Genomic DNA, 14,723 nt, shown 5'->3' on the forward strand with positions numbered 1-14,723 from the left:
CTAGTCTTGGTTCCATTCATCCTTGATAGCATGATAAGCTACAACAGGATCCTCAGCTTGGGTAATGGGACGTCCCACTACGATATAGTCACTGCCGATTTGATAGGCATCAGCAGGTGTCATGACGCGTTTTTGGTCTCCAACTGCAGCACCTGCTGGACGAATGCCCGGTGTCAGACAGATAAAATCTGGATTGGTAGCCTGCTTGATGACTTGCACTTCCTGAGCCGAGCAAACGACACCATCTAATCCCGCTTCAGCTGTCTTCTTAGCATAGTGGATCACAGACTCTTGCAGGCTTGTTTGGATATTTTGAAAATCCTGCATCTGGGCTTCTGACGTTGATGTTAGCTGAGTGACTGCAATCAATTTGGCTTGGTTTCCAAGACCTTCACGCGCAGCCTTCATCATCTCTACACCCCCAGCCGCATGAACATTGGTCATATCCACACCAAGCTGAGACAGGACCTTCATGGCTGACTTAACTGTATTGGGAATGTCATGAAGTTTGAGATCAAGAAAGACGCTATGTCCCAAGTTTTTTAAATAGGAAATAATCTCAGGTCCCGTTGCGTAATAGAGCTCCATACCTACCTTGAGATAAAGGCTTTCTTCTGCTGGAAAAAGAGCTAAAAATTCCTTGACTGCCTCAAAACTAGGAAAATCAAGAGCAATGACTGGACGATGTTCTCGCATAGGTTTCTCCTTTTACCTTTACTAGTGAGAGAGTCTGGCCAACAGAAGCCACAAAAAAAGGAACCCGCCAACAGCAAGGTTCCACGAAAAATAGGTAGTCTCCACCCTTTCACCGTCTAACCTTAGCTGCCTCTCTGGACTGCTTTAAAGGTTTTTTACTATTCTATTATTTCTACTAGCACTTGTCAAGTAAAAACATGGCAACTAAAGAGCTATAAGAGGAAAGGTAAATCTAGCGACGCGATGAGCGCTGGGTCGTTTGGTTTCGATTGCTCTCTTCCTCTTGTTTTTTCTGTTCTTCTTCCTGTTTTTTCTCAGCTTCCTTAGCCTCTTGTTTGGCTTTTTCCTCAGCCTCCATAATTAATTTATCCGCCACAGTGTAGCTGTAAATTCCAGCTTCCATGTCAATCACACTCGGTTCTGACAATTGTGGCTTAATCTTACTGTAGTAAGGCAATTTCTTACTCATTTCAGAAAGGGGAACCAAAACTTCATCCGAATCATTCATAGTCAATCGAATTAAATCTGATGTGACCTTGCTTGGGGCTAGTTCCACCTTTTGGATAGCAGATTTGAGTTCGGGGCTAATTTGAGAAAGTTCTGAGGTAAAGGTCTTGATTTGTTCGCTGTCATTAAAGAGAACTGATATATAAGTTTCTGGCAGACTCACCAAACTCACCGAACTAGTCTCAAGCTGACCACTGGAAAGAATCGGATAATGGTTTTCACCAGAAACATAGTAGGCAACAATATCGTATTCCTTGACCTTGATAGTGAACTTGGTTGGAAATTGATAAACAAGCTGAGCTGATTCTACCCAATAGTTAGACTTGATCTGCTCTTCATATTTTGCCTTGTCTAGCAAAAGGTTAATCGTATAATCCGAATCCTGAATGCCTGAAGCCTGTCGAATATCATCAGCCGTAGTTTGCACCGTTCCCTCAACACGAATATCCTTCATGGTCGCATAAGGACTGAGTAAGTAGGCAGAGACAATCAATAAAAGCAGACTTGGAAATAAAATCGTTAAGGCTCGTAAGATATGAAGGCCAGGAATCTTTGCTTTGGCTGGTTTTTCTTTTGTAGCCTTTTTAGCAAGCTTTTTATCCCGTTCCTCCTTATCTTTAGACCCTGATTCTTCTATCTCTTCTTCCTCTTTGTCACCCTCTGGGGCTTCTACTTTTTCTTCAGACTCTTCCTTAGCTGATTTTGAGTCTTTTGGATCAGATTCACTCTCTTGGTCCTCAGTTGCATCTGACTTTTCAGATTTTGAAGCCATTCGAGCTTGTCTTTCCTTTTCTTTCTCCTCAGCTAGGGCCGCCTCTTCTTCAGCCTTCTTTTTTAGATATTCTTGGTTTCGTTTCTGCCATTCTGATAACTCTTTCAATTCTTCGAGGATTTCTTTGCCCTCATTTTTCTTATCTTTTGACATTTACTTTCCTTATGATAAATCTTTTTTCAACAATTGATAAAAATCTGCTAGAGATTTCAATTCCTTTGAAGCCTTCATCTTAGCTTGGTAATCTTCCCTGTGGCTTAGTAAGTGAGAAAGCTTCTCTTCCAAACTATCCAAGGTCAAATCGCTTTCTTGAAGCTCTTCTGCATAGCCTTTTTTCACAAAGTAAGCTGCATTTTCAATCTGGTCACCACGACTAGCTTCACGCCCAAGCGGCACAATGACATGTAATTTTGCCATGGCCAAGAGCTCAAAAATCGTATTGGCGCCACCTCGTGTCACAACAATATCAGCCAATTCCATCAAGGGTTGATAGAGATTGGTCACATAGTCAACACGAAAAAGATTTTGGCTCAACTCGTTCAGACTAGAATCTCCAGTTAGATTGATAATATTGTAGCGCTCGGTCAGCTCTTTCTTATGGTCTGTCACCAATTGGTTAAAGACACGAGCGCCTGCAGAACCACCGACAAACAATACAGTTGGCAATTTAGGATTAAAGTGGGTTTGAATATCTACCAATTCATCGGGTTCTGGAGTTTTTTGGTCTGAAACCTTGGTCACTGCTCCCACATGCTCAACCTTAGACAAACTTGAAGCTTGCTCAAAGGTTGAATACATCTTCGTCGCAAATTTATAGGCGATTTTATTGGCCAAGCCCATAGACAGGTCAGATTCGTGAATAAAGACAGGCACTCCTGACACACGCGCAGCAATAACAGGCGGCACAGAGACAAAGCCTCCCTTTGAAAAAAGAGCCTGTGGACGCAGTCGTAACATGATAAAGAGAGATTGGACGATTCCCCAGCCAACTTTGAAGACGTCCAGCATATTTTGCCAAGAGAAATAACGACGCAATTTCCCAGTCGCAATGGAGTGGAAAGTGACATCCAAGCCTGACTTGAGGATTTCTTGGTGTTCGATACCACGCTTGTCCCCAATATAGTGAACTTCCCAGCCATCTTCGATGAACTTGGGCATTAACAAAAGGTTGAGAGTAACGTGTCCAACCGTCCCCCCACCTGTAAAGACAATTTTTTTCATATTATTCTTTTAACTCCGCTACTGTGTCGATAAAGAGGTCGCCACGTACTTCAAAGTTAGCATACATATCCCAGCTGGCATTGGCAGGACTGAGAAGAACCACGTCTCCTTGAGTCGCAAGTTCATAAGCCTTGCGGGTCGCATCTGCAATATCAGTCGCATCCACATAAGACACACCAGCCTTATCTGCTGCCCGTTTGACACGTTCTGCAGACTGGCCCAGGATGACCATCTTCTTGAGTCCAGTAATATCTGGCACCAATTCGTCAAACTCATTGCCACGGTCCAAACCACCTGCAATCAAAATGACCTTGCTGTTGTCAAATCCTGACAGGGCTTTTTGAGTTGCCAAAATATTGGTTGACTTGCTATCATTATAGAATTTGACACCCTTGATTTCATCCACAAATTGGAGACGGTGTTTGACACCTCCAAAGGCTGAAAGAGTTTCTTTGATGGTTTGGTTATCCACACCACGGAGCTTAGCTACAGCAATAGTCGCAAGAGCATTTTCCACATTGTGGCTACCTGGAACACCGATTTCACTAGCTGCCATGACCACTTCTCCACGGAAGTAGAGCTGACCATCTTCCAAATAAGCTCCATCAACCTTTTCCTGTGTTGAAAATGGAACAACAGTGGCTTGTGTTTTGCTAGCCAATTCTTTTGCCAAGTCTTGGTTAAAGTTCAAAACAAGGAAATCAGCCGCTGTCATCTTGTTCTGGATATTCCACTTGGCTGCTACATATTCCTCAAAAGAACCGTGGTAGTCGATATGAGTTGGCATGAGGTTAGTAATAACCGCAATCTCAGGATGGAATTCTTGAACGCCCATCAGTTGGAAAGAAGAAAGCTCCATGACAAGCGTATCCTTATCTGACACAGTTTGAGCCACTTGACTGGCTGGATAGCCGATATTTCCTGATAAAAGACCATGTTGGCTAGCGGCAGTCAAAACTTCACCAATCATAGTCGTTGTGGTCGTTTTTCCATTTGAGCCAGTAATACCAACAATCGGTGCTTCTGAAATCAAGTAAGCCAATTCCACTTCAGTTAAGACTGGAATACCTTTGGCCAAAGCCTTTTCAATCATGGGATTGCTGTATGGGATACCTGGATTTTTCACCATCAGAGCAAACTCTTCATCCAAGAGTTCCAAAGGATGACCGCCTGTGATGACCTTAATCCCTTCTTCCAGCAAACTTTGGGCAGCTGGATTGTCTTCGAAAGGCTTCCCATCATTTACTGTCACAATGGCACCTAGCTTGTCCAATAAACGAGCTGCAGATTCCCCAGACTTGGCCAAACCTAAAACAAGTACTTTCTTATTTTTAAATTGATCTATTACTTTCATGTCTCGAACTCCATTTCTACTCCTACTATTTTACCATTTTTATGGAAATAAAAAAGCCACAAAGTGTGTTTGTGACTCTTTCTTCTAACTGATACTCTTCGAAAATCTCTTCAAACCACGTCAGCTTCGCCTTGCCGTATATATGGTTACTGACTTCGTCAGTTTCATCTACAACCTCAAAGCAGTGCTTTGAGCAGCCTGCGGCTAGCTTCCTAGTTTGCTTTTTGATTTTCATTGAGTATGAATCTTACCATATCATCTATGTGATAAATCGGTAACTCGAATGACTTGGTCCACTTGCTCCCAAATCAGAGGATTGTGGGTCGCAATAATAATGGTTCGATTCGGATTTTTTAAAGATTCTAGGATAGAGAGCAATTCCTCAGAGTTTTTGGGGTCTAGTGAAGCGGTTGGTTCATCTGCGAGAATCAAAGGTGGATCCTTTAAAATTATCTTCGCTAGTGCAACACGTTGTGCTTCTCCTCCTGATAATTCAAAGATAGGCTGCTTTAAATCTAAATAAGAGAGGTTAACACGGTTTAGAGCTTGTTTCATCAAAGACATTTTCTCTTTTTCTTTCAACTTTTTACCAACTAAACCCAGATTGAGATTCTCTTTAACGGTTTGGCTTTCAATTAAGCCAAAATCTTGAAATAGATATCCCAAGTAATCTCTAAAGAAAACAGAAGGCTTGATGTCCTTAAGAGAGGTGCCATCATAGATGATTTGTCCTTTGTCATACGGCTCTAATCGTCCAATCATATTCAAGAGTGTTGTCTTACCACAGCCACTTGTACCGATTAAGGCATAAATTTTCCCACCTTCAAAATGAAGATTCGTATCTGAAAATAGCTGACGGCTTCCAAATTTTTTAGATATATTCTTTAGTTCAATCATCCTATTTTCCTTTCATAATTGTCATAGAAACACGAGATTCTTTCTGCGCTTGACGGTAAAGCGTCAGAATTGCACTAGCTAGAAAGACTAATAAAGTGAGCAAGCCAATTACCACGTCTCGACTGCGTAAAATAAAGAAACTCGCACCAAATACAAAACTGGCAAATTGGCTAACCATATACTGAGCATGTGTTTCAAAAAATCGTAAACCTGAAATTCGTTTAATCAAGATGTCTCGACGGAATTGCTCGAAATATAGAAGATTGACAGAATAAAAGAGTAACAAGGAACTGGCTATCCCAACAATAGCTCCTAAGATTAAAGTTGCTGTTTCAGTTTGCACTTCATTATAACGAGTTAGATAAACACTTCTTCCTTCTTTAAGATAAGATACTTGCTCATAAATTCCAGCTTCCTTCAAGAGAGATAGACCACTCTCATATCCTTTGATAAAGAGTTGCTTTCCAGCATTGATAGACCAAATAGATTTGGAAATGAAACTATCACCTGTAGATGTTGGAGTGAACACAACTAAAATCGGATCAGTTAAGTACTGGATGGATACTGGACTTTCACCATTATTATAAATAAATCTCTTTTCGCCTGTTGGAAGATAGCTAACAATCGCTCTCATTTCATACTCTAAAGGAGCGTTTTTATCCTCACTTGATTGTCCGTAATAGTTCAAACTCTCTTCAAAAACTTTCTTAAGTTCTGCTTCCTGTGAACGAAGAGATTCTGGTAATAAGAGTCCAAATTCCCCTTTTTGAAGATGAGCTAGTTTCTGTCTAGTCTCATCATTTACAGTCACATTTTCCTTGTCCAAATAACTTGGACTAACATAGAGAACATTAGCATCTGGACTATAGGTATCCAAGGTCTCTCCTTTTTCATTTCTTCCTTGAGGATTTGCAAAATGAGTGAGATTATCTTTTACAAATAGAGCCTGTTCTTTTTCAACTGCTTCTTTGGAAAATTCATACCACTTATTCTGATTTTCTGTATCTTTTCCTCTATCACCTAAACCAAAAGAAATTTGATAATAATCTGCTCTATCCTTCCATGCCTGTTTTGAAATGTCAAGTTCTTTCAATCGTTGGTAAGACGTCAAGCCCGTCTTAACAGCGTAGCCTACTGTAAAAACAGCTACTAACTGACACAATAGGGTTAAAACCATCAAGCGTTTAAGGGGCAATCTCCCCTTAATAACTGGAACTAATGCTTTGTAACTCAAACTCATTAGGTAAAGGAGCATTAGTAAAATTGAAATTCCCAATAAAAACAACAGATAGAAAGTAATCCCAAAACCATAGGTGGCTAACAAGATAGGATAAAACAAACCTTGACTAAAAAGAACGACTCCCCCACCTAGGAAGGAAAGGAGGGCTGATAGAAGGAGCCACTTGATATCAGTCGATAAAGAATGCCCCATAATGGATAAGAGAGTCTGACCAGAAAAGAGTTTTATACCAGCTGCTCTCATTTCCTTAATCCGAGTAATAATCACCAGAGCAAAGAAAGATAAGCCAAATATTGCTAAACTAATTAAAATAAGGGGAATTAGTAACATTCTAAAAGCAAGAGTATAGGGCGGTGTCTTTCGGTCAGGAATTGCTTTATAACCCAAATCTCCTAATTTATCGGCTAGCTTTTCTTTTGTCAAGGAGCCTGATAAAAGGAGATAACTATTTAGTGGATCACTACGTTCACGACTTTCTTGACTAGCTTCTTGGAATTCTTTTGGTAAAGTTCCCTGACCATAAGTTGCATAAGTAAAGTGAGTCGTCCCATCCTTACTTGGCTCTACAATTCTTCTAGCTATTAAACTCTGTTCTGAGTTTGCAAAATTCTCCAATTCCTGTTCAAATACCTCACGCGTCGGTTCCTGAGTATCCTTTTTGACACGAAGTAAGGAGACGGAATCATAGCTTGCATATAAATATTGTGGCGCACGTAAAACAATAATCCAAGCAAGGAAGAAGCTGAGAAAAAAAGTTGATAGTAATATGAATAGTTTCTTCATAGTAGACTCCTTGTATAAGAGAATAACCCTATAGAAAAAGATTTTATCTTTTATAAATTCTTAGAATTATTTTCCTAGTTTAATCAATCACACCCTGAACAACAAGACAATAATACTCTTCAAAAATCTCTTCAAACCGCGTCAACGTCGCCTTGGATTATATGTGTGACTGACTTCGTCAGTCTTATCTACAACCTCAAAGCAGTGCTTTGAGCAACCTGCGGCTAGTTTCCTAGTTTGCTCTTTGATTTTCATTGAGTATAAATTTAATCCTTTCTTATTTTGAAATCGGTTTCTTATACCGTAAATATATCACTTTCTATATAACTTGTCAACATATTGTAATATATCATTAGTAATAGAATTTTACAGTTCCCTTAAAAATAGATGTCATTAACGAATTTTATTCCAGTTTTTCCCATTCATATTATCCAAGCAAAAGTGATGATGTTAACTAAAAAGCAATTCAAACTATTGTAAAATTCCTACCAAAAAAAGAGAGCCGAAACTCTCCTTTTTATCTTCTTTTACTTTTTTTGACTGGCATGAGTGTGATGTCTCTCACACTAAAGTAAGCTAGGATTAACATGGCTATTGCTAGGAATATTTCTGTTGGTAATTGAAAAATTTTCAGAAAAGATAGAGCCAACAAAACCAAGAGTGCCACTAAAATACATACCATAGCGACGATATTGACTGTCCCTTTAATGCTTTCTGGTGTTGCAAATACATAGAGTAGGAGCAGTAAAATTCCTAGGACTAAATAGACCATCTTTCTCTCTTTCTAGCTCTTATTCAGCTGATTTTTTCTTCTTGTTAGCTTTCTCACGCTCTGCTTTGTTAAGGATTTGTTTACGCAAACGGATAGACTCAGGCGTTACTTCCATGTACTCATCGTCGTTCAAGAACTCAAGAGACTCTTCAAGCGTCAAGATACGAGGTGTCTTGATAACAGCTGTTTGGTCCTTAGTAGCTGAACGGACGTTGGTCATTTGTTTAGCCTTAGTGATGTTAACTGTCAAGTCATTTTCACGAGAGTTTTCACCGATGATCATTCCTTCGTAAACCTCAGTACCTGGGTTGACAAAGATCGTACCGCGTTCTTCGATAGACATGATGGAGTAAGTTGTAGCCTTACCAGCGTCGATAGAAACAAGGGCACCACGGTGACGACCACCAATTTCCCCTGGAATCAATGGCAAGTATTGGTCGAAGGTATGGTTCATGATACCGTAACCACGAGTCATTGACAAGAACTCAGTTGAGTAACCGATCAACCCACGCGCTGGAACAAGGAAGACCAAACGAGTTTGACCATTACCAGTTGAAATCATATCCAACATTTCACCCTTACGTTCAGAAAGGCTTTGGATAACAGACCCTTGGTATTCTTCTGGAGTGTCGATTTGAACACGTTCAAATGGTTCGCATTTAACACCATCGATTTCTTTTACGATAACCTCTGGACGAGATACTTGAAGTTCATATCCCTCACGACGCATTGTTTCGATAAGGATTGACAAGTGCAATTCTCCACGTCCTGAAACTGTCCATTTATCTGGTGAATCAGTTGGGTCAACACGAAGGGAAACGTCTGTTTGCAATTCTGCCTGCAAACGTTCTTCTACCTTACGAGAAGTTACCCATTTACCTTCTTTACCAGCAAATGGTGAGTTGTTGACCAAGAAAGTCATTTGAAGAGTTGGCTCATCGATGTGTAGGATTGGAAGAGCTTCTACTGCATCTGTCGGAGTAATGGTTTCACCGACAAAGATATCTTCCATACCAGAAACGGCAATCAAGTCACCCGCTTTGGCTTCTTGGATTTCACGACGTTCCAAACCAAAGAAACCGAAGAGTTTTGTAACACGGAAGTTTTTAGTTGTGCCGTCAAGTTTAGAAAGGGTAACTTGGTCCCCAACCTTAACTGTACCACGGAAGACACGACCAATACCGATACGACCAACGAAGTCGTTGTAGTCCAAAAGTGACACTTGGAACTGCAAAGGCTCATCTGAGTTATCTACTGGAGCTGGGATATGGTCGATAATTGTGTCAAAGATTGGTGCCATAGTCGCTTCTTGATCAGCTGGATCATCTGACAATGAAGAAGTTCCGTTGATCGCTGAAGCATAAACCACTGGGAAATCAAGCTGGTCGTCATCTGCACCAAGCTCGATGAACAGTTCCAAGACTTCGTCCACTACTTCTGCTGGACGAGCTGATGGTTTATCGATTTTGTTAACAACCACGATTGGGACAAGGTCTTGTTCCAAAGCTTTTTTCAATACGAAACGAGTTTGTGGCATAGTTCCTTCGTAGGCATCTACGACCAAGACAACACCGTCAACCATTTTCATGATACGCTCAACTTCTCCACCGAAGTCCGCGTGTCCTGGTGTGTCCATGATGTTGATACGAGTTCCGTTGTAAGCAACAGCTGTATTCTTAGCAAGGATGGTAATTCCACGCTCTTTTTCGATATCGTTTGAGTCCATAGCACGCTCAGCCAATTCAGTACGTGCATCAAGAGTCTCTGATTGTTTCAATAATTCGTCAACGAGGGTTGTTTTACCGTGGTCAACGTGGGCGATAATCGCAATGTTACGGATATCTTCTCTAAGTTTTGTCATGATTTCCTCTATAATATTCAAAATTTATTTTCTAACTGAACGATTATACCATAATTTCAGGTAAATAACATAACTCAAGCAAGTGTAAATGTTTTCACTATGCTTTTCTTTTCACATCAAGCCTTTTCAAAGCAAGCGACTTATGATAAGATAGGCACAGTATGCGTTTAGATAATTTATTAGCCCAAGAAAAAATCAGTCGAAAGGCCATGAAACAAGCCTTACTAAAAGGAGAAATTCTAGTCGATGGTTGCCCAGCCCGCTCCCTAGCCCAAAATATCGATACAGGACTACAAGAACTCCTTTTTCAAGACCAAATCATTCAAGGCTATGAGCACACCTATCTCATGCTTCATAAACCTGCTGGTGTCGTTACAGCCAACAAAGACAAGAAACTTCCAACCGTCATGGACCTCCTTCCGCCTGACATCCAGTCTGACAAGCTCTATGCCGTCGGCCGACTGGACCGAGATACGACAGGCCTCCTCCTCTTGACCGATAACGGTCCCTTGGGCTTTCAGCTCCTCCATCCCCAATATCATGTCGATAAGACTTATCAAGTTGAGGTTAATGGACTTCTAACACCTGACCATATCCAAGCCTTTCAAAAGGGAATTGTCTTTTTAGATGGCACTATCTGTAAACCTGCAAGACTAGAGATTCTATCTGCAAGTCCTTCCCTCAGTCAAGCCTCCATTACCATTTCAGAAGGAAAATTTCATCAGGTTAAGAAAATGTTCCTCTCGGTTGGTGTCAAGGTGACCTCCCTCAAACGAGTTCAATTCGGTGATTTTACATTAGACACAGAACTAACAGAAGGCCATTACCGTCCTTTGAATCCAGAGGAATTGGAAATCATTAAAAATCACTTAGAGAAAAGTGGATAAAAGAAAAAAGCTTTATGTTTAAAGCTTTTTGTTTATTGCTTATCTAAAAAATACTGCGACGGCTACAATCCAGTTAAGTACAGAAACCACAAGTCCTACGATGTTGAGAATTTTTTCTGTTTTATAGTCTAGTCCAGATCCTTTTTGGTATGAAAAAGCCAAGACCAATCCTATGATCCCCAAAATCAGACCTACAATTGGAAATAGCAAACCGAGCACAATAGATAGGATACCTAAAACAAGAGAGTGTTTTTTCTTTTCTTGCATTTTTTAAAAACTCCTTAAAATGATTATTAATTTAGTATATGAGACCGACTATATCAACTTTTTACAGAATATTAACTAGTCTTCACTTTCCCTTTCCAAGAATCCAAGCCATAAGAAAGGATATAAATCTCAGAAAAACCTTGTTTTTTCAAGTAAAGGGCTGCATTTGTGACACGTTGCGCACGTTGGTTTTCGTAAAGAAGGACAGGTTTATCCTTACGAAGGGCTGCAAGACTAGTCTTCAACTGACTTGAAGGAATATTGCGGGCACCAAGGATATGTTTTCTGTGAAATTCAGCTGGGTCGCGCAAATCAATCAATTGACCCGTACGAATCAAGGCTTCAAACTCCTCATTGTCTACAATTTTAGCCGCACGGCGAATACGAAGATAGTTAAAGCCCATCCATGCCAACATTGCCAGTATAAGTGCCCACAAAATCCAAGTAACCATTAGTTCTTTTCTCCATTTTTCTCAATATAATCCAATTCTACCTTGTGCTCTCTGCGAAGAACCGCTTCCGCTTCCAGATAATCCAGTTTGTCCATCAGCCCTGCATCGTAAATCCGAGAGAGTTCCAACTTCATCAGTTCAATATCATATAAGCGTTTTCCCATATAAACAATAATACCAAATCGTTTGAGGAATTGCTGCACATCATAGAATGTTTTCATAAGACTCATTCTAGCAAATTTTTGTGTTTTTTTCAAGAAGAGAATCACACAATGCTCTTGATTTTCCTATCTTCTTTGGCGATTCTGACGCAAGTGTGGTACAATAAAAACATGAGAATTCAACAATTACACTATATTATCAAAATCGTCGAAACTGGCTCCATGAATGAGGCAGCTAAACAACTTTTCATTACCCAGCCGAGTCTTTCCAATGCTGTGAGAGATTTGGAAAATGAAATGGGGATTGAGATCTTTATTCGTAATCCTAAGGGTATCACCTTGACCCGTGATGGGATGGAGTTTCTCTCTTATGCCCGTCAGGTTGTCGAGCAGACCCAGCTTCTGGAGGAACGTTATAAAAATCCTGTTGCACACCGCGAACTCTTTAGCGTTTCGTCTCAACACTATGCATTTGTGGTCAATGCATTTGTCTCTTTGCTCAAGAAAAGTGATATGGAGAAATACGAGCTCTTCCTTCGTGAAACTCGGACTTGGGAAATTATCGACGACGTCAAGAACTTCCGTAGTGAGGTCGGTGTTCTCTTTTTGAACAGCTACAACCGTGATGTTTTAACCAAGATGCTGGATGACAACCACCTGCTGGCTCACCATCTCTTCACAGCGCAACCGCATATCTTTGTCAGCAAGACCAACCCTCTGGCAAAAAAAGACAAGGTGAAACTGTCTGATTTGGAAAATTTCCCTTACCTCAGTTATGACCAAGGGACGCACAACTCCTTCTACTTTTCAGAAGAAATTCTTTCCCAAGAACACCACAAGAAATCCATCGTAGTCAGCGACCGTGCTACCCTCTTTAATCTCTTGATTGGTTTGGATGGTTATACCATTGCGACAGGGATTTTGAACAGTAATCTCAATGGAGACAATATCGTTTCTATCCCACTGGATATTGATGACCCAATTGAGCTGGTCTATATCCAGCATGAAAAAACCAGCCTATCTAAGATGGGCGAACGCTTTATCGACTATCTACTAGAAGAAGTCCAGTTTGATAGTTGAGAAATAATAAGAACCAATATGTAGGCTAGCAACAACCTGCACATTGGTTCTTTTTACTTATAATTAAAAGTCTCCCCTGCCAACTTATCTGCTAGCTTGGGAAAGAGGGTGTAAAACTTATGGGCTAGGTTCAACAAAACTGGGAGATTAAGTTCTCGTTTGTTTTTTCCTATAATCTTGACAATCTTTTTAGCCACTGCATCTGGTTTCAACAGGAAGCGTTCAACCGACTTGAGATAAGTCCCATCTGGGTCGGCCTGGTCAAAAAATCCTGTTCGGATTGGACCTGGATTGACTGTTGTCACATAGACTCCATAGGGCATAAGTTCGAGGCGCAGAGCATTTGAAAAACCAATAGCCGCAAACTTGGTCGCTGAGTAGAGACTGGACTTGCCAGTAGCGATTAAACCTGCCATGCTGACGATATTGATGATATGGCCTTTTCGACTCTCTTTCATACGAGCCGCAAGGCGTCGAGACAGATTCATTAGGGCAAAGGTATTGACATCGAACATCTGATGAATATCTTGGTCGGAAATCTGGTCAAATTCCTCAAAGATCCCGTAACCAGCGTTGTTTATCAAGACATCAATCTTGCCATAACGGAGATAGAGGTCTGCTATCAGAGTTTCTAAAGCTGAGTCATCGGTAATGTCTATTTCAATCAATTCTGCTTGAGGATGATTTCCATAGAGTTGGGCTAATTTTTCCTTATTTCTACCTAACAAAATCAGTTGGTCATTCGGCAAAAGTTTGACCATTTCTTGGGCTAGGCCACCGCTAGCTCCGGTAATGAGAATAGTAGGCATACTGTTCCTTTCTGTGACTGCTAGATTTCCACTTCTTCCAAGTCTTTGACCACATGGACATTTTCAAAAACACTAGCAGCGTCTTTTTTGAGCTTGCTGATATCTTTTGAGAGAAAACGAGCACTGATGTGGTTGAGCAAGAGGCGTTTGGCACCTGCTTCTACCGCTACTTGTGCAGCTTGCATGTTAGTAGAGTGGCCATGGTTACGAGCAATTATTTCATCGCCCTTGCCATAAGTCGATTCATGAACCAGGACGTCGGCATTGACAGCCAGACGCACACTAGCATCCGTTTTTCGAGTGTCTCCTAAAATAGTGATAATCTTACCCGGACGGGGAGCTGAGATATAGTCAGCTGCCTTGATTTCAGTCCCATCTTCGAGAACAACGTCCTGACCGTTTTTAATTTTTCCAAAAAGTGGGCCAAATGGGACACCTGCCGCCTTGAGTTTTTCAGCATCCAGCGTTCCTTCCAAGTCCTTTTGAATGACACGATAGCCAACACAGAAAATAGTATGATCCAACTTCTCTGCATACACCGTGAATTTATCGGTCTCAAGGATTTTACCTAGAGAATCTTGGTCAAACTCATGAAAATGAATACGGTAAGGCAGGCGCGAACCTGACACACGAAGACTGGTTAAGACAAAGGACTTGATACCTTGCGGTCCATAGATTTCCAAATCTGTCTGCTCTTCATTGGCCTGAAAGGCACGGCTAGATAGGAAACCTGGCAAGCCAAAGATGTGGTCTCCATGTAGGTGGGTAATAAAGATTTTGCTGACCTTACGTGGTCGAATTGTGGTTTCCAGAATGCGATTTTGCGTTCCTTCTCCACAGTCAAAGAGCCAGACTTCGTTAATCTCGTCCAAGAGTTTCAGGGCGAGACTTGAAACGTTGCGGGCTTTAGAGGGCTGACCAGCCCCCGTTCCTAAAAATTGAATATCCATTCGATACTTTCTAA

16 protein-coding genes are annotated in these 14,723 nt (G+C 41.0%); 2 read left to right on the top strand and 14 right to left on the bottom strand.

The features are described 5' to 3' along the window. From pyrF to typA, 9 genes are all read right to left on the bottom strand, one after another. Positions 1 to 696 (bottom strand): orotidine-5'-phosphate decarboxylase, encoded by a 696-nt coding sequence (gene pyrF, locus ACLV7Q_RS07430; RefSeq protein WP_218757672.1) that lies wholly within the window; start codon positions 694 to 696, stop codon positions 1 to 3. A 232-nt stretch (positions 697 to 928) separates the two neighbouring features. Then, positions 929 to 2,128, bottom strand: coding sequence for a cell division protein FtsQ/DivIB (locus ACLV7Q_RS07435; protein WP_218757673.1), 1,200 nt, complete (start codon positions 2,126 to 2,128; stop codon positions 929 to 931). 9 nt (positions 2,129 to 2,137) lie between these two features. Next, positions 2,138 to 3,196, bottom strand: a complete 1,059-nt coding sequence (locus ACLV7Q_RS07440) for a UDP-N-acetylglucosamine--N-acetylmuramyl-(pentapeptide) pyrophosphoryl-undecaprenol N-acetylglucosamine transferase (RefSeq protein ID WP_218757674.1) — start codon at positions 3,194 to 3,196, stop codon at positions 2,138 to 2,140. Position 3,197: 1 nt separating this feature from the next. Then, positions 3,198 to 4,550, bottom strand: a complete 1,353-nt coding sequence (gene murD / locus ACLV7Q_RS07445; protein WP_218757675.1) for a UDP-N-acetylmuramoyl-L-alanine--D-glutamate ligase — start codon at positions 4,548 to 4,550, stop codon at positions 3,198 to 3,200. A 25-nt stretch (positions 4,551 to 4,575) separates the two neighbouring features. Then, a complete protein-coding gene (locus ACLV7Q_RS07450; RefSeq protein WP_049524124.1) occupies positions 4,576 to 4,785 on the bottom strand; it encodes a hypothetical protein in 210 nt (69 codons plus the stop codon). A 20-nt stretch (positions 4,786 to 4,805) separates the two neighbouring features. Further along, on the bottom strand, positions 4,806 to 5,447 hold the full coding sequence (locus ACLV7Q_RS07455) for an ABC transporter ATP-binding protein (protein WP_000571287.1): 642 nt from the start codon (positions 5,445 to 5,447) through the stop codon (positions 4,806 to 4,808). A 1-nt stretch (position 5,448) separates the two neighbouring features. After that, complete coding sequence (locus ACLV7Q_RS07460) at positions 5,449 to 7,470, bottom strand: bacteriocin-associated integral membrane family protein (protein WP_218757676.1); 2,022 nt, start codon at positions 7,468 to 7,470, stop codon at positions 5,449 to 5,451. A 517-nt stretch (positions 7,471 to 7,987) separates the two neighbouring features. Beyond that, on the bottom strand, positions 7,988 to 8,242 hold the full coding sequence (locus tag ACLV7Q_RS07465) for a DUF3165 family protein (protein ID WP_000262803.1): 255 nt from the start codon (positions 8,240 to 8,242) through the stop codon (positions 7,988 to 7,990). A 19-nt stretch (positions 8,243 to 8,261) separates the two neighbouring features. Further along, positions 8,262 to 10,103, bottom strand: a complete 1,842-nt coding sequence (gene typA, locus ACLV7Q_RS07470) for a translational GTPase TypA (RefSeq protein WP_000164111.1) — start codon at positions 10,101 to 10,103, stop codon at positions 8,262 to 8,264. Positions 10,104 to 10,264: 161 nt separating this feature from the next. Between typA and ACLV7Q_RS07475 the strand changes: the two genes are divergently transcribed. Then, positions 10,265 to 10,990, top strand: coding sequence for a 16S rRNA pseudouridine(516) synthase (locus ACLV7Q_RS07475; protein ID WP_218757677.1), 726 nt, complete (start codon positions 10,265 to 10,267; stop codon positions 10,988 to 10,990). Positions 10,991 to 11,029: 39 nt separating this feature from the next. Here the strand turns inward: ACLV7Q_RS07475 and ACLV7Q_RS07480 are convergent, their stop codons facing one another. The 3 genes from ACLV7Q_RS07480 to ACLV7Q_RS07490 all read right to left on the bottom strand — a co-directional run bounded on the left by ACLV7Q_RS07480 (position 11,030) and on the right by ACLV7Q_RS07490 (position 11,978). Next, positions 11,030 to 11,257 carry a hypothetical protein gene (locus ACLV7Q_RS07480; protein ID WP_119943504.1) on the bottom strand — a complete coding sequence of 76 codons (228 nt, stop codon included), beginning with the start codon at positions 11,255 to 11,257 and terminating at the stop codon, positions 11,030 to 11,032. A 71-nt stretch (positions 11,258 to 11,328) separates the two neighbouring features. Then, a complete protein-coding gene (locus tag ACLV7Q_RS07485) occupies positions 11,329 to 11,709 on the bottom strand; it encodes a rhodanese-like domain-containing protein (protein ID WP_000259256.1) in 381 nt (126 codons plus the stop codon). Further along, positions 11,709 to 11,978 (bottom strand): YqgQ family protein, encoded by a 270-nt coding sequence (locus tag ACLV7Q_RS07490; RefSeq protein ID WP_169435176.1) that lies wholly within the window; start codon positions 11,976 to 11,978, stop codon positions 11,709 to 11,711. The genes ACLV7Q_RS07485 and ACLV7Q_RS07490 overlap by 1 nt, the downstream gene beginning before the upstream one ends. Before the next feature lie 63 nt (positions 11,979 to 12,041). Here ACLV7Q_RS07490 and ACLV7Q_RS07495 point away from each other — a divergent pair, with 63 nt between their 5' ends. Next, the gene (locus ACLV7Q_RS07495) at positions 12,042 to 12,950 is read left to right on the top strand and encodes a LysR family transcriptional regulator (protein ID WP_001222592.1); all 909 of its coding nucleotides are present in this window, start codon (positions 12,042 to 12,044) and stop codon (positions 12,948 to 12,950) included. A 53-nt stretch (positions 12,951 to 13,003) separates the two neighbouring features. Here ACLV7Q_RS07495 and ACLV7Q_RS07500 read toward each other — a convergent pair whose 3' ends face one another. Further along, positions 13,004 to 13,759, bottom strand: a complete 756-nt coding sequence (locus ACLV7Q_RS07500; protein ID WP_218757678.1) for an SDR family NAD(P)-dependent oxidoreductase — start codon at positions 13,757 to 13,759, stop codon at positions 13,004 to 13,006. Between the two features lie 20 nt (positions 13,760 to 13,779). After that, a complete protein-coding gene (rnz, locus tag ACLV7Q_RS07505) occupies positions 13,780 to 14,709 on the bottom strand; it encodes a ribonuclease Z (protein WP_218757679.1) in 930 nt (309 codons plus the stop codon). Positions 14,710 to 14,723 lie beyond the last annotated feature (14 nt).

Source organism: Streptococcus mitis (assembly GCF_965111725.1).
Lineage (GTDB): Bacteria > Bacillota > Bacilli > Lactobacillales > Streptococcaceae > Streptococcus > Streptococcus mitis_DV.